Annotated in this window: 19 protein-coding genes and 2 pseudogenes; 6 read left to right on the top strand and 15 right to left on the bottom strand. The window is 68.7% G+C overall.

All coding sequences use genetic code 11. The annotated features are described in order from the left end of the window. The first annotated feature begins 271 nt into the window (after positions 1-271). Positions 272-799 carry a hypothetical protein gene (locus AC6I0Y_RS06440; protein ID WP_160710442.1) on the top strand — a complete coding sequence of 176 codons (528 nt, stop codon included), beginning with the start codon at positions 272-274 and terminating at the stop codon, positions 797-799. Between the two features lie 241 nt (positions 800-1,040). Here the strand turns inward: AC6I0Y_RS06440 and AC6I0Y_RS06435 are convergent, their stop codons facing one another. From AC6I0Y_RS06435 to AC6I0Y_RS06420, 4 genes and pseudogenes are all read right to left on the bottom strand, one after another. Next, entirely contained in the window at positions 1,041-1,484 is a 444-nt protein-coding gene (locus AC6I0Y_RS06435; RefSeq protein ID WP_497730230.1) for a PIN domain-containing protein, read from the bottom strand. Then, positions 1,477-1,767 (bottom strand): hypothetical protein, encoded by a 291-nt coding sequence (locus AC6I0Y_RS06430; protein WP_497730229.1) that lies wholly within the window; start codon positions 1,765-1,767, stop codon positions 1,477-1,479. Before AC6I0Y_RS06430 ends, AC6I0Y_RS06435 begins: the two co-directional genes overlap by 8 nt. Before the next feature lie 145 nt (positions 1,768-1,912). Then, positions 1,913-3,070, bottom strand: a complete 1,158-nt coding sequence (locus AC6I0Y_RS06425; RefSeq protein WP_497730227.1) for a toxic anion resistance protein — start codon at positions 3,068-3,070, stop codon at positions 1,913-1,915. 172 nt (positions 3,071-3,242) lie between these two features. Then, positions 3,243-3,692 (bottom strand): annotated as a pseudogene (locus AC6I0Y_RS06420) (5-bromo-4-chloroindolyl phosphate hydrolysis family protein); the annotation flags it as partial. A gap of 1,524 nt (positions 3,693-5,216) precedes the next feature. Here AC6I0Y_RS06420 and AC6I0Y_RS06415 point away from each other — a divergent pair. Further along, a complete protein-coding gene (locus tag AC6I0Y_RS06415) occupies positions 5,217-5,417 on the top strand; it encodes a helix-turn-helix transcriptional regulator (protein WP_497730225.1) in 201 nt (66 codons plus the stop codon). Between the two features lie 12 nt (positions 5,418-5,429). Beyond that, on the top strand, positions 5,430-5,993 hold the full coding sequence (locus tag AC6I0Y_RS06410) for a hypothetical protein (protein WP_497730223.1): 564 nt from the start codon (positions 5,430-5,432) through the stop codon (positions 5,991-5,993). Between the two features lie 547 nt (positions 5,994-6,540). On the opposite strand, the gene AC6I0Y_RS06405 is transcribed toward AC6I0Y_RS06410, so the two are convergent. From AC6I0Y_RS06405 to AC6I0Y_RS06375, 7 genes and pseudogenes are all read right to left on the bottom strand, one after another. Continuing rightward, positions 6,541-7,038, bottom strand: a complete 498-nt coding sequence (locus AC6I0Y_RS06405) for a hypothetical protein (RefSeq protein WP_160707871.1) — start codon at positions 7,036-7,038, stop codon at positions 6,541-6,543. A 267-nt stretch (positions 7,039-7,305) separates the two neighbouring features. Then, positions 7,306-7,641: a 4Fe-4S dicluster domain-containing protein gene (locus AC6I0Y_RS06400; RefSeq protein ID WP_497730222.1), complete on the bottom strand. Its 336-nt coding sequence runs from the start codon at positions 7,639-7,641 to the stop codon at positions 7,306-7,308. A 14-nt stretch (positions 7,642-7,655) separates the two neighbouring features. Further along, entirely contained in the window at positions 7,656-10,061 is a 2,406-nt protein-coding gene (locus AC6I0Y_RS06395) for a molybdopterin-dependent oxidoreductase (RefSeq protein WP_242165063.1), read from the bottom strand. 185 nt (positions 10,062-10,246) lie between these two features. Further along, positions 10,247-10,864 (bottom strand): TetR family transcriptional regulator, encoded by a 618-nt coding sequence (locus AC6I0Y_RS06390; RefSeq protein ID WP_160707877.1) that lies wholly within the window; start codon positions 10,862-10,864, stop codon positions 10,247-10,249. Positions 10,865-11,125: 261 nt separating this feature from the next. Continuing rightward, complete coding sequence (locus AC6I0Y_RS06385) at positions 11,126-11,893, bottom strand: 4Fe-4S binding protein (protein ID WP_160707879.1); 768 nt, start codon at positions 11,891-11,893, stop codon at positions 11,126-11,128. Between the two features lie 109 nt (positions 11,894-12,002). Then, positions 12,003-12,560: pseudogene (locus AC6I0Y_RS06380) on the bottom strand (IS3 family transposase); the annotation flags it as partial. Beyond that, complete coding sequence (locus AC6I0Y_RS06375) at positions 12,542-12,841, bottom strand: transposase (RefSeq protein WP_160707881.1); 300 nt, start codon at positions 12,839-12,841, stop codon at positions 12,542-12,544. The gene AC6I0Y_RS06375 and the pseudogene AC6I0Y_RS06380, both read right to left, overlap by 19 nt. 64 nt (positions 12,842-12,905) lie before the next feature. Here AC6I0Y_RS06375 and AC6I0Y_RS06370 point away from each other — a divergent pair, with 64 nt between their 5' ends. Both AC6I0Y_RS06370 and AC6I0Y_RS06365 read left to right on the top strand, forming a co-directional pair. Beyond that, entirely contained in the window at positions 12,906-13,160 is a 255-nt protein-coding gene (locus tag AC6I0Y_RS06370; RefSeq protein ID WP_160707883.1) for an ABC transporter permease subunit, read from the top strand. 120 nt (positions 13,161-13,280) lie between these two features. Further along, positions 13,281-14,126 carry an ABC transporter ATP-binding protein gene (locus AC6I0Y_RS06365; RefSeq protein ID WP_497730217.1) on the top strand — a complete coding sequence of 282 codons (846 nt, stop codon included), beginning with the start codon at positions 13,281-13,283 and terminating at the stop codon, positions 14,124-14,126. Between the two features lie 741 nt (positions 14,127-14,867). On the opposite strand, the gene AC6I0Y_RS06360 is transcribed toward AC6I0Y_RS06365, so the two are convergent. Beyond that, on the bottom strand, positions 14,868-15,218 hold the full coding sequence (locus tag AC6I0Y_RS06360) for a rhodanese-like domain-containing protein (RefSeq protein ID WP_160707887.1): 351 nt from the start codon (positions 15,216-15,218) through the stop codon (positions 14,868-14,870). A gap of 262 nt (positions 15,219-15,480) precedes the next feature. Between AC6I0Y_RS06360 and AC6I0Y_RS06355 the strand changes: the two genes are divergently transcribed. Continuing rightward, positions 15,481-15,846, top strand: a complete 366-nt coding sequence (locus AC6I0Y_RS06355) for a 3-hydroxyisobutyrate dehydrogenase (RefSeq protein WP_160707889.1) — start codon at positions 15,481-15,483, stop codon at positions 15,844-15,846. Between the two features lie 46 nt (positions 15,847-15,892). Here AC6I0Y_RS06355 and bsh read toward each other — a convergent pair whose 3' ends face one another. The 3 genes from bsh to AC6I0Y_RS06340 form a co-directional block, all read right to left on the bottom strand. Beyond that, positions 15,893-16,852, bottom strand: coding sequence for a choloylglycine hydrolase (gene bsh, locus AC6I0Y_RS06350; protein ID WP_160707891.1), 960 nt, complete (start codon positions 16,850-16,852; stop codon positions 15,893-15,895). 242 nt (positions 16,853-17,094) lie between these two features. Continuing rightward, positions 17,095-17,511, bottom strand: coding sequence for a 4Fe-4S dicluster domain-containing protein (locus AC6I0Y_RS06345; RefSeq protein WP_242165049.1), 417 nt, complete (start codon positions 17,509-17,511; stop codon positions 17,095-17,097). A gap of 3 nt (positions 17,512-17,514) precedes the next feature. Further along, positions 17,515-19,938, bottom strand: coding sequence for a molybdopterin-containing oxidoreductase family protein (locus AC6I0Y_RS06340; RefSeq protein WP_497730214.1), 2,424 nt, complete (start codon positions 19,936-19,938; stop codon positions 17,515-17,517). Positions 19,939-19,988 lie beyond the last annotated feature (50 nt).

Here is a 19,988-nt window from a genome sequence, read left to right as displayed (position 1 = left end):
CGTTGACGATCCGTCTTCCGGCCTGGGGGGCAGGACTCTCGGCGCGTGCCCGCCGCCGGCGTCCCGCTACCGGGTGGCCTCGCCATGCCCTCGCTAGCGTCCGTCGCTGCGTAGGCTGTCGTTTCGTGCCAGGTCGGTAATGCCCGCGCAACAGCCGCGGCCCCGCCAAAGCGTACGCCAGACGTCCTGCCTAGAATGCGTTCAACCGACGAGGAGGCGCCGCGTCGCGCGCCGATGCGCACCGGCTGCCGTGAACGATAGGGAGCATGCCGTGGACTTCACCTCCGCCAGCGCCAGCAAGTACCTGCGCCGCCTGCAGGACGACAAGGAGCACCTCCTGGGCACCGAGGCCGATACCTGCACCTACGTGCGCGCCGAGGGCGAGGCCGACGAGCCGCCGGCCTACGACTACCGCGCGACGCGCGAGCGCATCGACGCGATCGACCGCGCGGTGCTGGCCGTGCGCCACGCCCTGCACGGCTTCAACCAGCGCACCGTGCTGCCGGAGAGCGGGCTGACCATCGACGAGGCGCTCATCGCCTTGGCCCAGCTCTCGGCCAAGCGCGACCGCGTGGCCGAGCTGCGCGCCCGCCAGCCCCGCGAGCGGCTGCGCGAGGGCTACTACGGCGCCGCCGGGGCGCCGGTCGAGTATCGCTACGCCAACTACGACGTGGCCGAGGCCCAGGCCGACTACGAGGCGCTCTCGGACCAGATAGCCGCTCTTCAGCTGGAGATAGACCTGGCCAACCAGACCCAGGTCTTCTCCGTCGACCTGGACGTGGCGGAAGGTCGCGCCTGACGGCGCGCTGCGTTCCGGGCACGGGGCATCCTCCCTTCGGGAAACCACTCAGCCGTTGGCGTTTCTTCGTTGGCGTTGACCGGTAGTTCGTTGTCCGTGGTGCCGTGGGGTTGTGCCGTTGGCTTGGAGGCGAGAGCCTCGCATATCAGCCCCGCGTCGAAAGCCTGGCCCCTCGGGGGCCCGGGCGCCTAAGGCACGGTTCCAGGGCGCCGTCTGTATGGGCTGGCCGTTACCTGCCGTGTCAGTCGGGGAAGTCCACTTCCTCCGTCACGCAGAACAGGTCGACGTACTCCTGGGCGGAAAGTCGTCGGATGGGGGAGTGCGCGAACGCCTTCTCGTCCCGCGATATGATGAAGTCGACCGGCAGGCTCTCGGCGCAGGCTCGGATGATGCCGTCTTCGAAGTCCGGCTCGTCTGAGAGCGCGGCGAGCCGACAGAGTGCACCGTCCACGCTTGCGACGGTGAGCAAGTCCATGGCGGCGAGGACGAAGGAGCGCGCCGCGTGCTCGTCGGCGTACTTCGTGAGGACGTAGTAGACGTCTTTGAGCGAGAGGGCCGAGACGTAGCCGATGACGTCCTCAAAGGCCAGTTCGTCGATAAGGAGCGTCGCCGCCTCCCAACCAGGGCGCTCGCCCATCGCCGCGTCAAGGAGGATGTTGGTGTCGATGAGCAGGCGCCTAGTCATAGCGGCTCGCTATGAGCTCGCGGATGTCCTCGTCGGAGAGGCGTGCCACCTCAGGGTTACGCGCTCGGGCGGAGAACCCCTTTATGAGGGAGGCCGCTGCCTGCTTCCTCTCGTCTTCTGGTGCTTTTGCGACATGGGGGAGCGTCCCGGTTGCCTCAATGGAGCTGAGGAGCACGGTTCCGCAGTACTGCCCGTAGGACATCCCGTACTCACGGCGCGAGAGGGCCTCGGCGAAGGAGAGCTGCCGTTCGTCCGCCCGACTCGAAAAGGTTCGCGTTGTCATCACCGTCACCTCCTGTAAACATGTTTACGATTATATCAGCAAACTTGTTTACAAACAAGTGTTCTTATGACATCATAAGAAAAAGAGGAAGCGAGGCGGGGCGCCCGGGGCACGGTCCCAGGGCGCCGCTTGTTGCAGCGGGGGCCTAGCCGCGGAACGAGAGGAGCTTCTCCTTGAGCTCGGCCTCCATCTTGCGCATCTCCACCTCGGCCTCGGCACGCTTGGCGCGGCCCTCCTCCTGGATGCGCATGACCTCGTCGAAGGTCTGGATGAGGTTGTCGTTGGCGATGCGCAGCGTCTCCACCTCCACGATGCCGCGCTCGCTCTCGCGCGCGACCTCCACCGTGGACTGGCGCAGCTTCTCGGCGTTCTTGCGCAGAAGCTCGTTGGTCATGTCGGTAACGGCTGCCTGGGCGCGCAGGGCCGCCTCGTTGTTGGCCAGGCCCAGGGCGAGCACCATCTGGCTCTTCCACAGGGGGATGGTGTTGACGAGCGTGGTCTGGATCTTCTCTATCATGAGGGCCTCGTTGTTCTGCACGAGGCGGATCTGCGGGGCCATCTGCAGGGCGATGGTGCGGGTGAGGTCGAGGTCGGAGAGCTTCTTCTCGAAGCGGTTGCAGGCGGCCTCCAGGCGCTGGGCGGCCTCGGCGTCCTCGGTGCGGCCGGTGGCGCGGGCCTGCTCGGCCAGCTCGCGCAACTCGCCGTCGCGTACCTGGGCCAGGCGCTTGCGTCCGGCCAGGAGGTACATGGTGAGCTCCTTGAAGTAGGCCAGGTTGAGCTCGTAGAGCTGGTCGAGCATGGCGGCGTCCTTCATGAGGGTCACCTGGTGGCCCTCGAGCGCCCGCACGATCTTGTCGACGTTGGCTTGGGCCTTGTCGTAGCGCGCCTTGAGGGCGGTCACCTTGTCGGCCTGGCGCTTGAAGAACCCGAAGAGGCCCTTCTCCTCGTCGGCGTCGAAGCTCTTGAGCTCCGTCACCACGCTGGCGATGAGGTCGCCGGCCTCGCCGAGGTCCTGGGTACGCACGCGGTCGAGGGCCGTCTCGGAGAAGTCGGCCATCTTCTTCTGGGCGCCGGCGCCGTAGGTGAGCACCAGCTGGGAGTCGGCCAGGTCGATCTGGCCCGCGAAGGCGTCCACCTGGGCGCGCTCCTCCTCGCTCAGCATGTCCTCGAGGGAGGGGGCCGCGGCCGGGGACTGGGCGGGCTCGGCCTGGAGGATGGGGGCGGCCGGGGCCTCGGCGGCCAGGGGGTCGAGGGTGAGCTCGGGGACGGGCAGCGAGCTGATCTTGGCCATCTCGTCGGTCATGGCGGTTCCTTTCTCGGGCGCCTAGGCGTCCTGGGCGGGGCGCGGGGCGCCGGGTGTCTGGTCGAAGGGGCTCTCTCAGGCCCTCCTGCGCGAGCACCGCGTGGAGGACGGATATGTCGGCGGACACGTCCATGGCCACGGAGCGGAACGTCTCGTCGAGGAGCTTCTCGTAGGCGCCGCGCAGCGTGTCGAGGGTACGCTCGATCTGATGGCGCGACCGGGAGATGTGCTCGCCTTGGACCGGCTGCTCCTCCAGGTCGTCGTAGGCCTCGAGCAGCCGGATGGTGGTGGGCAGGTAGTAGCCGGCCAGCCGGTCGAGCGCGCTCGCGCACTCCGGCTCGTCGCGCACGCGGTCGAGGATGCGCGCCACCACGTCCTCGATGGCGGCGATCTTGGCGCTCACGGCGGCGTCGGCGATGGCGTCGTTGAGCTCGGCGATGCGCGTGAGGGAGCGGGTGCCCTCGTCGATGACCGCCCGCGCGTCGGCGGGCAGCGCGTCGTCGGCCTCGCGCTGGGCCCGTTGCCGGCGCGCCTCGTCCTCGGCGGCGCTCTGGGCGAGGCAGCGCTCCTGGTAGGCGGCCTGGGCGGCGCGGTACTGGCGGTAGACGTCGTCGGTGACCATGAGGCAGGTGCCCTCGTCGTCGATGTGGCCCTGGGGCAGCAGCCCGTGGCGCAGCATCCGGCGGCTCGCGGCGAGGGCGCGCTTCTCGCTGACCTGGGCTTGGACGGCCAGCTCCTTGAAGGTGCACACCTCGCGCTGGCTGAAGGCCCGGCGGAACGCCTGGGCGAGCCGCGCCGTGCCGAGGCGCCGGATGCCGGCCGCGAGCGGCCAGACGCACAGCGCCGCCCCCGCGCCCATGGCGAGCGAGGCGGGAAGCCAGCCGGTTTCGCCGGCGGCGATCGACCCGAGCGTGAAGAAGACGTCTCCCAAGCCGAGGCTGACGACGCCATAGGCACCGAGGAACGTGAGCGCCGCGCCCGCGGCCGTGAGGCCGACGGGGGACTTGAAGCGCGCCTTGAGCTGCGCGAGCTGCTGACGTTCGGCCGCCCGGGCGCTGAGCGCCGTGGAGGCGGCGGCCCAGGGGGCGGAAGCGGAGGCGGCGGGGCTGCCCTGCGCGGGGGCGGCACCGGGGACGGACGCGCGGGCGGTACCCTGCGCGCCCGGCGGGGGAGCGGCGGCCTCGCGCGCGGCGGCGGCTTGGCGCTGACGCTCCGCTGCGCGGCTGATGACGCCGCCGAGGGCGCTGCCCGCCTGGCCCAGGCCGCGCCCCACGGCCTGCGACACCTGGTCGACGGTCTCGCTGATCTGGCGGCAGAGCTGCTCGAAGTCCTCCTCCGACATGCCGGGCGGCGTGGAGGAGGGCCCCGGGGCGCTCGGGCCGGCGGCGGGGCCGGGCTGCTGCGGGCGCGCGGCGGCGCGCCGGTCGGCCCCGGGCGTCTGCGGTCGCGCGCCGGGCGTGCCGTAGCAGGCGTCGTAGGGCGTCTGCGGGCGGGCCGCCTCGTGCGGTCGCCCGTTGCTGTGGGGATTCTGCGAACCCATGGGCTCCTCTCGAGCTTGTCGCGCGGCGTCCTCGCGCCCCGCGCACCATAATCGCGAAAATTCTACCACTCCGTGTTGCTCGCCTCGGGCCCCTCGCCCAAATCCCACAGTTGCGCCGCGCGGCGACCCGCGAGGGGCACCGCGCGGCGGCCGATGCCGCCTGGCGCCCGCCCGGTCGGCCGGCCCAGCGCGGCCGTCTGACGCCCGCCTGCGACCCGGGCGCCTGCCGCATTGCTCGCGGCGCCAGCTTGCCCGGCGAGCCTTGGCCCGCGTCGCCGCGGCCTGCTCGTCCACGGCGCTGCCGCGCAGTTTCCGCGTCTAAATTGGCCAAAATCCACGGTTTGACGACGATCGGAGCCGGTTTTGCCCCGGTTTCGGCGACCCTGGGCGCCCTCTGGCGCGGGAGCGTGGAACGCGACCTGGGGTTTTGCCGAGAGTGGCGAGCGGGCGCGCCTCCGCCTCGTCGTCAAACCGACGATTTTGTCCAATTTGCCTCCGAGAACCGCGCCCATCGCGCCAACGTCCCCTTTCCCTCCTCTTGACAGCGTCGCAATGCAATATATACTTTGCAATTGTCAGATATATATTGCACACCAGGAGGATCGGTTGGCGGACGGGAAGAACATGCGGATGAAGGCGGTGCGGATGGAGCGCGGGCTGTCCCAGGCCGAGCTCGCCGAGCAGGTGGGGGCTACGCGCCAGACCATCGGGCTCATCGAAGCGGGGCGCTACAACCCCAGCCTCAAGCTGTGCCGTGCCATCTGCCGCGCCCTCGGCGTGACGCTCGACGACCTGTTCTGGGATTAGGGAGGATCTGCGATGAGCCTGATGAAGCGCTGGAACGAGTACCTGGGCCCCAAGGACGAGCGCCTGGAGGCCGAGTCGGCCCGCTACCTGAGGATCGGCTACTACCTGCTGCTGGCGGGCGTGGTCCTGTGCATCTACTACGAGGTGATGCTCGAGCAGGTGTCCTGCGTGACGGAGGTGCCGCTGCTCACGGCGGCCGGCGCGGAGGTGGTTTCCCCCAACGCCCTGCTGGTGGGGGTGCTGCTGGTTGCCTGCTTCGTCCCGCTCGCGCTCCAGGCGCGCCGCGGCATCGTGAGCGAGCACGCCCGCTTCGCCCAGGTGGACAGCGTCCCGTGGGACCTGGTGCTGCCCACGTCCCTGGCGTGCGGGGCGGTGGTGGCCGTGCTCAGCGTGGTGATGCGCGTGCTGGCCGAGGTGCAGATCGTGGGCCTGGCCTCGGTGGCCTGGGGCGGGGACGTCGCCATCGGCGTGGTCTACTTCGGGCTGGCCTTCGTGCTGTCCCTGGTCTTCACGGCCGCCCTGTTCCGCGACGCCATCAAGAACCGCCGCCGCCTCGAAGACGCGCTCGACGACTAGCCCCGTCGCCCGCCTGACGGCACCTGGCGGGGTAGCTCCGAACGCTCTGCTCGGACAGGCCCCAGGCTTCGACAATCTCGGAAACGGAAAGGCGCCCCATCGGCAAGAAACTACGGGAACGGCGTAGGAGACCTCCGGTTTATTGCCGCTACCGGCAATAAACCGGAGAAGAGAGCGTCGATGCTTATTCGGTGCCCTCCCCTACGCGACGACGCCCTCCCCGCCGATCGGCGGGGAGGGCGTCGTCGCGTAGGCTGCGGTCTTAGCGCTCGCCGGGGGCCTTTGGGGCCGCGGGCGCGCTTGGAACGCCCGGCGCCGCGGATACTCCGGGCGCGCCGGGCGCCGCGGGCATCCCCGGCGCGGCGCCAGCCGGCAGCTCGGCGCCGCAGGACGGGCAGGCGGAAAGCCCTGGCGCGCAGGTGGCGCCGCAGGACGGGCAGGGTCGATCCGCCGATACGGCGGCAGGTCTGAAGCACATGGGGTGCATCCCTTCTCTCGGATCTTCGCGGCCGGATCGCCCTCCTTGGGCCGGGCCGCGCGTCTATCCCTAGGCGGCTGCGGCCGCAGCGGCGGGGTCGAAGCCCGTTGCCTTGGCGGCGACCTTCATGCAGGGGCCGAGCGTGAGCAAGATGGCCAGGAAGCCGAAGCCGAGCGCGCCGGGCCAGATCATGGCGAAGAATCCCGTGACGGCACCCATGCCGCCGGGCGTTGCGATGTTGTTGACGAACGACACCGTGAAGGCGATGCAGGTAATGAGCAGCACGGCCGTCACGACGCACTGGATAAGGTAGGCGACCGGGCCGCTCGCGCCCATCCGCGCCGCCAGGGTGCCGCCCCAGGCGACGGCGGGCACGAGATCGCCGAAGGGATAGGCTATGCAGAAGCTCAGCACGAAGCTCTGGACGAAGCCTATGGGGTTGAGCAGTCCCTGGGCGCCGGTGGCTCCCTCGATGATGAGGGGGATGGCGATGCTGAGCACGGCGCACATGATCGCGCACATCAGGATGTTCATCATCCTTCCGAACCCTTGGGGTCCTTTGAACATGGTTCCCTCCTTTGTCACGCGGGGGACGAGGCAACCGCGTCGCCCCCCGCCTCGGCTTGCCCGTCCCTGAGCGTCCCTCGCCTGACTCCCAGCGGTTCGCCGGGCACGAGGGAGAGGCCGCAGGCCGGGCAGGCGTCGGCACCGGCCTCGACCGGGCCGCCGCAGGCTGGGCAGCGGAAGGGAGGCAGAATTCGGTCGGGCTTCTTGCCGCACCTCCCGCATCCTATGCAGGCATAGCCGCACATTCTCGCCTCCCTTTCCCGTCTGCTAGTTGGGCATCCAGAGGACCTGGCGCGGCTTGGCCTTGAAGTCCTCCACCAGATCGTCGATGCGGCCGAACTTCATGACCTGTGCCAGGCAATGGTGCACGCAGGCCGGCTGCTGGTGGTTGGTGACCCGCTGGGCGCACAGGTCGCAGCGGTTAGAGGGCGTGGGGATGTAGTTCCAGTTCCACTGGCCGTCGCCGTACTCGAACGGGCCGTCCTCGAAGACCCGGATGCCGCGCGCCTTGGGCGGGAAGTCGTGGGCTTCCTCGCAGGCCACCTCGCAGGAATGGCAGTTGGTGCAGTACTCGTAGTCGATGAGGAGTCCGTACTGGCTCATGGTTCCCATCCTTTCTAGCAGGCCGCCGGATCGAGCGACGGGTCGTCGATGCGGAAGAAGTTGTCGGTGTGGTCGAGGGGCTTGCCGTCGGCGCCCTCCAGGCCATAGCGGTCGGCCTCGACGAGGTCTTCCTCGCTCGCCTTGGAGATCTTGACGAGGGTGGTTCTGAACGGCGCGCCGAATCCCAGCTTGCCCATGCGGGAGTGGGGGATCAGCGTGTTGATGTTGGACTTCCACACGCCGTAGAGGTGCGGGGCCTCCGCGTCTTCCTCGGGGAACCACCAGCCGTGCTGGGCCTGGATGTAGCCCTCCTTGATGATGGGGGTGATCTTCGCCCTGAGGAAGCACACGCCCCAGGGATTCTCGATGCGCACCCAGTCGCCTTCCTTGATGCCGTGCTCGTCGGCGTCGACGGGGTTCAGCTCCACGAGCGGGTCGGGGCACAGGTCGCGCAGCTTCTCGATCTGACGGCCCTCGGAGTGGAAGTAGCCTATCTCGCGTGCGCCGGTCATCATGGTCAGCGGATAGTCCTTCGCCAGGTCGGGAGTGGAGACGGGCGTGGTGGGAGCCTCGAAGTAGTAGGGCAGGGGATCCTCGCCGACCGCCTCGAACATGGGGCTGTAGAGCTGGATGCGGCCCGTGGAGGTGTTGAATCCCTTGGCACCGTCCGGCCGCAGCTTGCCGGTCTCGTACTTGCGATAGGAGACGTCGCGCTGGATGACCACCTTCTTCTGGACCTCGTCGTAGTCGAAGTCGTAGGCGCGCATCATGGCGATGTCGTAGAACTCCTTGAAGTCCTTCTCGCGGTTCTCCCAGGCCTCGGGGTTGAGGGCCAGGCCGAGGATGCGGTAGAGCTCCCACTCAGGCACGGCCTCGCCGCACTTCACGCACTTGTTGAGCGCGCCCACGTAGTTGGGCGAGCCGCCGTAGTGGGTGGGGACGATGGTCTCCATCTCAAGGGAGGAGGCAAGCGGCAGCACCACGTCGCAGCAGCCCTGGATGGTGGGGGTCATCCACGTGTCGGTGGCGAAGTTGAAGTCGACCTTGCGCAGGGCGTCGTACCAACGCTTGGGCTGGGCCGAGCAGGTGGGGGCGATGAGGTTGGTCTCGCCCAGCCAGCAGAAGTGGATGGCGTAGGGCTTGCCCGTCTCGAGCGCGTCGAGCTGGCGGTCGGCCTGCGACATCTTGAGGCCGCCGGTGTAGAAGGGGAACTCCTCGCGGCCGATGATGGCGTCCTTGAGCTCCTGCTTCATCTCGGGCCAGCCGACCGAGTCGATGTCCTCCTGCATGCCGCCGTCGCCGGCGGTCATGTCGACGAGCACCTGGCCGCCCGGCACGTCCATGTTGCCGGTGATGGACATGAGCGCAAGGATGGCCTGGCCCGCCTGGGCCCCGTTGGGGCTCTGGTCGATGGAGACGCCCCAGGCGATGGAGGCCGGCTTGGCGTTGGCGTAGAGCCGGGCCGCGCGGTAGATCTGCTCGGCCGGCACGCAGCAGATCTCAGCCGCCTTCTCGGGCGGCATCTCGGCCACGCGCTCGGCCAGCTGCTCGAACCCGTAGCACCAGCGCTCCACGAAGTCCTGGTCGTAGAGGTTCTCGCTGATGATGACGTTGAGCATGGCCATGGCCAGCGCCGCGTCGGTGCCGGGGCGCAGCTGCACGTTCAGAATGGCGCGCGAGCCGGTCCAGGTGATGCGGGGGTTGATGTTGATGAGCTTGGCCCCGCGCTTCATCAGGTCGATGATGGAGTGGCCGAAGAGGCCGTCGGGGCTGGAGTAGATGGGCTCCTTGCCCCACTGGATGATGATCTCGGGGATTTGGTAGGCCGGATCGTCATAGCCGCCCGGCAGGCCGCCTGCGTAGTCGATCTCGGGGTAGGAGGAGCCCACGACGTCCATGGTGATGGAGACGCGCGGGCCGTAGCACGAGAAGCCGCTCAGCGGATAGCAGCCGTTGGGCGAGCCGAGCACGCGGTGGGCTCCCGTCGCGCCGATGTTGCCCTGGCGGCCCGTGCCCATGAAGGCGACCATGGACTCGACGCCGTAGTTCTCCTTCACCTCGTCGTAGTTCTTCTTAATGATGGCGATGGCCTCATCCCAGCTGCAGCGCTCCCACTTGTCCTTGCCGCGGTCGGCGCGGTCGCGCTTCATGGGATAGATAATGCGGTCAGGATGGTACAGGAAGTCCTTCATGGCCAGGCAGCGCACGCACAGGCGGCCCTTGGTCACCGGGTGGTTCTCATCGCCCTCCACCTTGACGACCTCGCCGTCCTTGACGTAGACCTTCAGGCCGCAGCCCACCGGGTGGCAGCCTGGGGCCGACCATACGCAGGTGCGGGTCACCGTGCAGCCGTCCTCCTCGTAGCGCCAGGGCTTTCCCACGTCGTCGCGCATCTCCACGGCAGCATCATTGAATTCCATGGTCTCCTCCTGTCTCAGATGATGCCTCTCCTGCCGATCCGCAGGGCCCGGCGTACGCTGGGGCGAACCCGGCGGATCTCTTGGAACCCATTATTCAGGGCAGGTGGGGGGACAGAAAGACTGCAGAACCCGCGCTCTGCTCCATGTTTGGAGCAGAGCGCGGGTTCTGTTCCATGGGGGCAGGACTAGTAGCCCGCGACGAGGGTGGAGAGGGGGAAGGCGATGGAGGCGTCCGAGGGCTTGTCTTCGATGTCGAGGGCCTCGAAGAGGTCTCTCGGCACGGCGGAGAGGAAGGCGTCGATGTACTCCTCCGACTGGTCGGGGTGCGGATCGGACTGCCATTCCTTTATGCACTCGATGCTCATCTTGGCGAAGGCCTTGATCTGAAACTCCACGCGTCCGTCAGGCTCGCGGCCGGTGGCTGCGGCGTACTGCTCGCAATAGTGCTCCACGAAGTTCTGCTCGACGGTCTTCTCCATGAGGGTCTTGCCGAGGGCGCTCGATCCGTTCATCTGGAAGAAGCGCTTGATGAAGCGGCGGTTGCTCGCCACGAAGGAGAACAGGCGGCGATGGCCTGTCTTCCATCCGCAGGTCACGCCTATCTGGCGCACCGAGTGCCAGGCGCCCTCCTCCATGAACCAGATGGCAGCTTGGTACTTGTCGCTGAAGTTGCGGTAGAAGGTCTGGCGGGACACGCCGGCGTGGGCGCAGATGTCGACGGTGCGTATCTCCTCGAGCGAGTGCTCCGCCATGAGCTCATCCATGGCCCTGATGATGGCGATCTTGTTCTCCAACGATCCCATGTTGGCCCCCTTGCTGCCGCCGTGCGTCGGAAACACCCTCCCCCATGCGAATTCTAGCAGTCTCTTCGGCGAATGCGCACAGGGTCTGCGGGGCAGTTGCCGCAGGGGGAGGAACCTCGCCCTGCCCCTGCTCCATGGGCTCCGTGCGAGTGCTACAGGGTGGCGGGCACCTTCACCACCGCGCCGCCGTCCAGCGGGACGGAGTCGAGGGGGTAGGCGCGGATGGTTGCGGGGTCTCAATCAGTCTTCCGACGGCCGCCCCTAGGGCTCAAGGAACAGCTCGACGGCCTTGGGCTTGGCGCACTCGCCCTTGATGGCCAGGGCGGCCAGGCGTGTCATGAGACCGCTCACCGAGCGGGCCTGGCGGGGGCAGTCGCGCACGCAGCGCATGCAGCCGATGCAGAGGGCCTTGTCGGCGGTGCGGCAGCTCTTCGCGTCGATGGCGCCCGCTGGGCAGCGCGCGGCGCAGAGCCCGCATCCGTCGCAGGCACTCCCCGCCTTGGGAACGAGGGACGCAGCGCCCGCCTTCTTGTAGGGGCGGCTACCCGGCACGGAGGGCACCGCGTCGTCGCCGTCGGCCAGTTTGGCGGCGATGGCGCGCGCTGCGTCGGCCAGGCATGCGAGGTCGTCGGCGTCGGGGCGCCCGGCGGCGTACTGGGGCAGGATGGAGTGTTGGGCCAGCGCCGCCAGCGTGGCGACGGGTCGCAGGCCGGCGGCTTGGCAGAGGTCGACAAGCTCCACAAGCGTGTCCTCGTAGGCCCGACCCCCGTAAACCGCCACCGCGATGCCCGCCGCGCCGGCGCCATCGATGGCGGCGAGCCGCTCGGCTGCCAGCGCCGGCACGCGGCCGCCGAAAGACGGCACGGCCACCACCGCGACGGTGCCGGGATCGACGGCGGCGGAGGCGAAGTCCGTCGAGCGGTCGGCCAGGTCTATGCGAGCGGTCACGGGCCCCAGGCCCTCGGCCAGGGCCCGGGCTGCCTTCCCGGTACCTCCGGTGGGGCTGAATTCGATGAGCGTCACATCCATGTGTTCTCCTTCCCCAGCGCCTCAGAGGACGCCGTCTTCCTGCGCCCTCTTCCTCATGTCCGCTATGACGTCCGCCAGCGTCATGTCTGCCAGCGCCTGGGCGCTCTCTGCCGACTGCCTGCTCTATCGCATCGATCGCCACCTTCTTGGTGATCCGATCCGACATCGACCAGCCCACGACCTTGCGAGAGAAGGCGTCGATGACGGCCGCGAGGTAGAGCCATCCCTCACTTGTCGGTACGTAGGTGATGTCGCCTACCCAGAGCCTGTTGCGCTCATTGGCGGCGAAGACGCGCTCGACCAGGTTCAGGCGGGGATCTCCCGGCTCGACCCTCTTCTGGATACTGTGCTTTCTGGCCGCGCCCTTGGCGACAAGTCCCAGCCTCCGCATGATGCGCAGCACGCGCTTCTCGCTCACGAAGATGCCGGTTCTGCGAAGCTCTCGGTTGATGCGCCGGTAGCCGTATCTTGCATGATGGCGCTCGAAGACATCCTCCACGAATCCCTCTAGCGCCTCGCGCTCGATTTGCGCGTTGGACTTGCGTCTGTGGACGTATTCGCAATAGCCGGATTTAGAGACTCTCATCAGCTCGCACGCCTTCCTGATGGGGCCGAACTCGCCCCTATGCGTCTTGAGGAACTCGAGCCTCACGCATGGTCTTGGCTCAAGAAGGCCCGGAAATTTTTTAGCATCTCGTTCTCGCGCTCGGGCTCTTCGATCTTCTTCCCGAGCTTGACGATCTCGTAGTCCTTGTTGATCTTCGGAGATCCATTTCCGGGGAATGCCGCTTCGCCCATCTCATCGTACTCGCAAGCCCGCCGTCTGAGCGTCGAGTCCTTTATGCCGAGCTCTTCCGAGAGGCCCCTCACTGTCATCTCGCCCGAAAGAACCACCTTCGCTGCCGAGATCTTGAACTGCCTGTCGTATCGCTTTCTTCTTTGGGTCATATCGAACACCTTCCGCCCTTAACTTGGTGTCCAGATTATCTTACCCACTCCAATTCCCCAGCTCATGCCCGGCATCATGTCGTCGCTGTCCATGTGCTACATCATGTCGTTCTCGCAGTACTTCCTCACGCTGCTCGTGGGCGGCGGAAAGGTGCAGACCTTCGTGCTCACGCTGTTCCCGTACCTCACGGGCGGCGACCGCACCATCGCCTGCGCGTACAGCCTCGTGTTCCTGGCGGTCACGTTCGCGGTGTTCCTGCTGTTCGAGGTGATGCTCAAGCGCTTCGGCGTGCGCGAGGGGGGCGGCTTGTATGAGTAGGGCGGGCAACGGCGTCGCGTCGGGGCGCGCAGGCGCGCGGCCCGACGCGGGCATGCGGACGCGGATGCGGCCGGGCGCGTGGGCGCCGCAGCGGGATTTCGAGGCACGAGGGGGCGGCTCATGCGGTTAGCGCTCGAGAACATAGGCCTGTCGCTCGGCGGGAAGGAGATCCTCTCCGACGTGAGCTTCACGGTGGAGGACGGCCAGTTCGTGTCGATCCTCGGCGAGTCGGGCGCGGGCAAGTCGACCACGCTCAAGGTCGTGACGGGCATCCTGCCGCAGGACGCGGGGCGCGTGACCTTCGACGGCGTGTGCGTGGACGACGTGCCCACGCACCGGCGCGACGTGGCCATGGTGTTCCAGGACATCCGCCTGTTTCCCCACATGAGCGTCGCCGACAACGTGGCGTTCCCGCTGAGGATGCGCGGCGTCCCGAAGGCGGAGCGGCAGAGGGTCGCGGACGAGATGCTCGAGGCCGTGCGCCTGGAGGGATTCGCGCGGCGGCGCACGTTCGAGCTCTCGGGCGGCCAGCAGCAGCGCGTGGCCCTGGCCCGCGCGCTGGCGGCGAGGCCCGAGGCGCTGCTGCTGGACGAGCCGTTCAGCGGCCTGGATGAGCAGCTGCGCGACGACATGCGCCGGCTCGTGGCGGCGCTGCACGAGCGCTTCGGCATCACGTCGGTCATGGTGACGCACGACCCGGACGAGGCGTTGGTGATGAGCGACCTCGTGCTGTTCATGAGCGGCGGGCGCCTGATCCAGGCGGGCACGCCGCGGGAGATGCTGCTGAGCCCGGCGCACGAGGCGGTCAGGACCTGCTTCAACGACTCGTCCGCCATCCAGGGCGACGTCGCGGACGGGGTCTTCGCGTGCGGGAGGCTCCGCGTGCCGGCGCCCGACGTGGCGGACGGTCCCGCCGTCCTGGTGCGCGTCCCGGGCCGCGTGCCCTTCGTGCACGCGCTGGCCTAGCGCGCCCGGGCCCGCAGGGCGTCCATCGCCGGGCGCGGGCTCTCGCCTATCTCGGTGAGGGAGTACTCCACCTGCGGATCCTCCTCGGCTTGATTCTCGCGGCCACGGGGGCGCCGCACCCACGCCGGCGCCCGAGGCGCGCGGCCGCCTTGCGAGAGCGGGCCGGCGTGACGTGCCGGGCGCCGCATTGGACGTCATGCCGGCCCCGCGATGGCCGCCGCGCAAAATCCGCGGCCAAAATGGCCAGAACGGACGGCTTGACGACGCCGCACCACCGTCCCCGCAAGTCCCGCGCAGCAAAACCCCAGGTCGCGAAAATCCAACCCACGGCAAGGCCGCGCGAATACACGCGAAACGCTCCTTTTGCGTCGTCAAGCCGTCCGTTCTGGCCATTTTGGCCGTCGTTTCTGCGCGAGTATCGACTTTCGGGGCCAGGAAGCTGCCTGGTGGGTCGCGCAGGGCGGGGTGGCGTGCGGGTGGGAGTGCGAGCGCGTGCGGGCGCGTCGTGCGGGCATGCAGGCATGTGGCGCTGGGCGCGACGTGCGTGGGTTGGGGTTCACGGCGCAGGCGCGTCGCGTGGGCGTGCGTCACACAGGCGCGTCACGCAGGCACGTCGCGCAGAGCTGGGTCTGCGCGACGCGACGATACGCGTGCGGGCGTGCAGGCGCAAGGCTGGGACGCACGGCGCAGGGCGTGCCATGCGTCGCGCTCGCATGCGGTAGGCGCGCCCGCGTCGGCTGCCTAGGACTCGATCGGGCGCGTGCCGTCCGCTATCCAGTCGACCCAGCTTCCCTCATAGCACTTCTGCCTCGTGTAGCCACGTGATTCGAGCAGGTCGCATGCCTCGCGGGCCAGGCCGCCGTTGTGGCAGTAGACGACGAACTCGTCGTCGGGGCCGAGCCCCGCCTCGGCGAACCTGCCGACGAAGCATTCCGCCGTGTCGCCAGGCGCCTCCTTGGCTGCCATCAGCTCGATGGACTGCGCGCCGGGGATGCGGCTCTCGGCGTACATGAAGCCGGGACGGACATCGACGATGGGCAGGACGCCCAGGTTGTCGAGGACATATGCGGCGTCGACGATCTCGTAGGACATAGGGGGACTCCCTTCATCGGGGCTGCGCGACGGCGCCATGCTACCAGTCCCGCGAGCCTGTTCGCCCAAGTGCCATCAACTTGGCACCGTCCGGAAAACCGTGGTCGTCGGGCGCCCGGGCGCGTGGGCCGCCGGTTTGCCTGCCGCGGCCGTCGGGCGCCCGGGCGCGGGCTGGCGCTCGCCTGCTGCGCGGAATTGCGGGCGACGCGACGTTGCCCTATGATCTCATCGTACCCCATGAGTTCGTTCGAGGAGGCATGCCATGGATAAGGATCTGATCGACTACATCGCCGAGCGCGTCGAGGTTCTCTCGACGTCGGGCGCGAGCACGCAGGTGACCAAGGACGCCGCGCTGGCGTGGAGGGACGCCGTCGAGGCCGGGGGAGAGGCCGCCGCCGACGCGGCCACCGAGCGGCTCCTCGACGTCCTGGAGGGGCGTCCCACCACCATCGACGGCGTCATCGCCTTCGCCGAGGGGCCGGCGAAGGCCCTGTTTGGCGAGGAGGCGGCCGCCCAGATGCTCGCGACGCAGCAGCAGCGCAAGGCCGAGGGCGCCAAGTGGTGCGACTGCGACGCCTGCACCGCCGCCACCGAGATCCTCGCCAGGTTCGGCCGCGTCGAGTTGTAGCCATAGCGCAGCACGAGGGCCCCGCGTCGTTGGGACGCGGGGGGCGCTACAGGGTAGCAGGCACCTTTACCACCGCGCCGCCGTCCAGCGGGACGGAGTCGAGGGGGTAGGCGCGGATGGCCGGGTCCTCGTAGGTGTTGTAGTAGTAGGTGCGGGTGCGGCCGGAGTAGCAGCTGGTGTAGAGGGTGTACTCGTAGTCGCCGTCGGACACCTTGGCCGCGCCGAGGGCCATGGCCACGCCGCCGAGGGTGTGGAACAGGCGGCTGACGTTGGCCTCCTCGCCCTCCTGGGCCGGGTAGTTGGCGTTGAGGTAGGCCGCGCGGACGAAGCGGGACGGCGAGTAGTAGTCGCCGGGGATGCCGCGCATGCCGGCGCCCGACCCGTAGGGGGAAAGCGTCGCCTCGCGCCAGTGGGCGTCGGCGGGGAACTCCGGCGTGCAGGCCAGGTAGCTGCGAACGTTCTCGCGGTGGTAGGCGAAGGTGGGCTGGTTGGCCAACACGTCCAGGTCGTCGTGGTAGACGTGCATGCCGTCGGCCTGGTACTCCACCACGATGGCGCGCTCCTTGTCGCCGATGAGCCAGTGGAGCAGGGCCACCTCGTACTGGTCGCTGGGGGCCTGGTTGAGGATGACGATGTCCTTGAGCGCCTCCTCGGCCTCGTCCACGGTCTTGCACTGGCTGGCCAGGTAGAAGGGGAACGCGTAGGCGGGCATGTTGACCTTGCCGTCCTCCGGTGTGTCGGCGTACTGGGCGTAGCCGGGGAAGTTGAGCCCGGCCACGGCCAGGCCCTCCTCGTTCATGACGTCCAGGTACAGCGGGCAGCCCTCGGGGGCGATGGCCATGCCGATGACGGCGTAGCGGGTGGGCACCTTGCCCTCCATGAAGTCGGGGTGGGTGAAGCCGCGCTGGGTGACGAGCACCTCCTGACCGTAGCCGACGGTCCAGTCGAGGTTGCGTCCGAAGTACAGGTTGCCCTCAGGGTCGGTGAAGCGGATGCCGGTGCACATGGTGGCCCCTCTCTCGGTCAGGCCCCTCTCGGCCCGGGCCCGAACGAGGGCGGGAGCGGGCGCGCGAGGCGGCGGGGTTGCAGCTACGTCCCAGCATGGCCCTGCCCCGCGCCCCGGCTGATTCGTTGCCAAGGCGTAGGGCCGCCTGGGCCTGCCGGTTAGCGCCGGGAAAGAAGAAGGGGAGCGGCCGGAGGCGAGATGCCCCGGCCGCTCCCCCGATCAGGTGATGGGCGCCGCGTGGCCTAGCGGGCCGTCGCGTACTCCACGCTGGCGCGGGTCTCGGCGCCGGCGGAGTCGAGCTCCCAGATGCGGGCGCCCCGCGCCTCCACGCGCGCCCGGGCCTGGGCGTAGGCGGACTGCCCATCATCGGCGTCGCCGAAGGCGAGCGCCTGGGTGGGGCAGTCCATGGCGCAGAACGGGGGCAGGCCCTCGGCCACGCGCGGCGCGCAGAAGGTGCAGCTGGGCAGGTAGACCGGCTGCCACCACATGTGCAGGTCGGGGTACACGCCGGCGGGGCGGTCGATGCCCTGGCCCGAGCCGTGGGTCTCCACCTCCACGCGGTACACGTCGTCGTCCAGGTGGTTGCCCACCTTGCAGCCCATCGCGCAGGTCCAGCATCCCACGCAGCGGTCGATGTCGACCAGCATCTTGTACGCCATGGCTTAAGCCTCCTTCACGATGGTCTGTTGCGGGTTGGGGGTGAGCTCGCCCTCGAACTTGCGGATGTCGCACCACGAGTCCCAGTAGCAGTCGGTCGAGCCCGTAAGCGAGCTCATCGACTCCACGTAGGGGTTGGGATGGTGGCCGGCGGCCAGCCAGTCGGCGAACCACTTGTCCTCGAGCGGGCCCTGGGAGTCCTGGCCGGCGCACTGGTGGGTGATCTCGGCGTAGGTGCCCTCCTCGAACTGACGGCGGCGCCAGCCGAACCACACGTGCACGGTGCCGTCGGGGACGCTCTCGTCGAGCACCAGGCGCGTGATGACGTGGCCGCGGTCGTTGAAGACCTCCACGGTGTCGCCGTCGGCGAGCCCCAGGCGTGCGGCCTGGGCCGGGTTCAGGCGGGTGGCGGGCGTGCCGCCGGAGAGCTTCACCGTGATGGGGTCGTCGGTGAAGCTGGACTGCATGAAGAAGCGCTGACGGCCCGTGAACAGCTGGTAGGGGTAGGTGGCCGACTTGCCGATCTTGTTGGGCTCGAGCACCCGGGTCACCGCCATGCCCAGGTCGGCCAGCTTCTCGGCGTAGATGACCTCCATGCGGCCGGTCTCGTTGTCCATGACCTCCTCAGGGTTGAGGTAGGGGGTGTACTTGGGCTCGGGCGGCGCGGCGGCGCGGATCATCTTCTCCTGCTTCAGGCGCTCATAGGTCACGGGAGGCTGGATGCCCGCCACAAGCGGGTACTGGGTTTGCAGGCGGATGTCGATGTACTCGGGGATGCTCAGGGTGAAGTAGTCGCCCAGGCCCACCCGCTTGGCCAGCTCGCTGAACACCCACACCGGCTCATGGCCGTCCACCTGCGGCTCGATGGCCGGCTCCTGGAGGATGATGTGGTTGTAGCAGGCGCCGGTGATGAGATCCTCGCGCTCGAAGGACATGAGGTCGGGCAGCACGTAGTCGGCGATCTCGCCGGTGTCGGTGAGCCACACGTCGTAGTCCACCACCAGCTCCATGTCGCGGACCACGTCGAGCCAGCGCTGGCGGTCGGGCTGCTGGTGCACCGGGTTGCCGGAGCAGACGATGAGCGCCTTGTAGGGGCTGTCGTCGGCCTCCGCCCGGGCGAACCACTCGGCCATGCGCACGGGCACCGACTTCACGCCGGCCACGCCGTCAGGGCAGCTGATGGGCAGGTCGTTGAACACGAGCGGCCAGCTCTGGAGCTGGAGCGCCTCGAACACGCCGGAGCCCGGCTTGCCGAGGCGACCGGTGAGGGCGCCCAGCAGCAGGAACTGACGGTAGGTCTCGTTGGAGTTACGGTAGCGCAGGCCGTAGCCGGAGAGGATGAAGGCGCTGTCGGCCTCCGCCCAGTCGCGGGCGAGGCGCTCGGCGTCCTCGGCGCTGATGCCGCACTTCTCGGCGGCCAGCTCGAAGGTGTAGGCGGCGGCACCGTCCTTGAGCTTCTGGAGCGCGGTGGAGTAGCGGTGGCCGGCGAACTCGTAGGTGCCGAGCAGGGGGATGTCGGCGCCCTCGGGGTAGGCGCCGCGCTTGGCCGCCACCGGGGCCGGGGCGCCCGCGGCCGCGTCCCACACGTAGAAGAACCCGCCGTCCTCGCTGCGGGCCAGCTGCCCGGTCTCGTCGTCCACCAGGTAGGCGGCGATGGTGCGGGCCAGCAGGTAGGCGTCGTCCTGCAGGTCGTTTTCGAGGAGGTAGTTCACCATGGCCATGGCCAGGTAGCCGTCGGAGGCGGGCTTCATGGCCACGAACTCGTCGGCGAACCCGGCGGTGCCGTCGAAGATGAGGCCCAGGTCGACGATGCGGGCGCCGGCCTCGCGGGCGCGCACGAGGTTCTGGGCGCAGCGCATCTGGTTCTCGATGGGGTTGCAGCCCCACACGTAGATGAGGTCGGTCCCCACCATGATGCGCGGGTCGATGACGGTGCGGGGGAACTCGCTGCCGGCGTTGTAGAACTCGGCGTAGAAGGGGCCGTTGTCGAGGCCGATGGAGCCCAGGGGCACCGTGACGCCGAAGGTGTTGGCGAAGCGGAAGGGCATGAGGTTCTCGAAGCTGTACTGCGCGGGGACGCCGGCGCCCAGGTTCCACAGCACCACCGAGTCGGCGCCGTAGCGGTCGCGGATCGAGCAGAGCTTCTCGCCGATCTCGTCGAGGGCCTGGTCCCAGCTAATCTCCTCGAAGGTGCCGCTGCCGCGCTCGCCCACGCGCTTGAGCGGGGCCTTCAGGCGCTTGGGGTCGTAGGGCTGGCGCCCGGCCAGGCACCCCTTCTGGCAGATGTGGCCGTCGGGCTCCTCGGGGGCCGAGTAGACGATGCGCTCCATGCGCTCGATCTTCCCGTCCTTCACGATGGTCTTGAGCGCGCAGTAGTCGTGGTCGCCCCATCCGGGGCAGGCCGTGTAGACGAACGACTCCTCTGACATGTGCAACTCCTCTCGATAGGTAGGCTGCCGCGTCCTCGGGCTCGTCAGGC

Source organism: Adlercreutzia sp. St.1H8 (assembly GCF_059728655.1).
The sequence above is the reverse complement of the archived record's forward strand: the minus strand, read 5'-3'. Positions and strand labels throughout refer to the sequence as shown.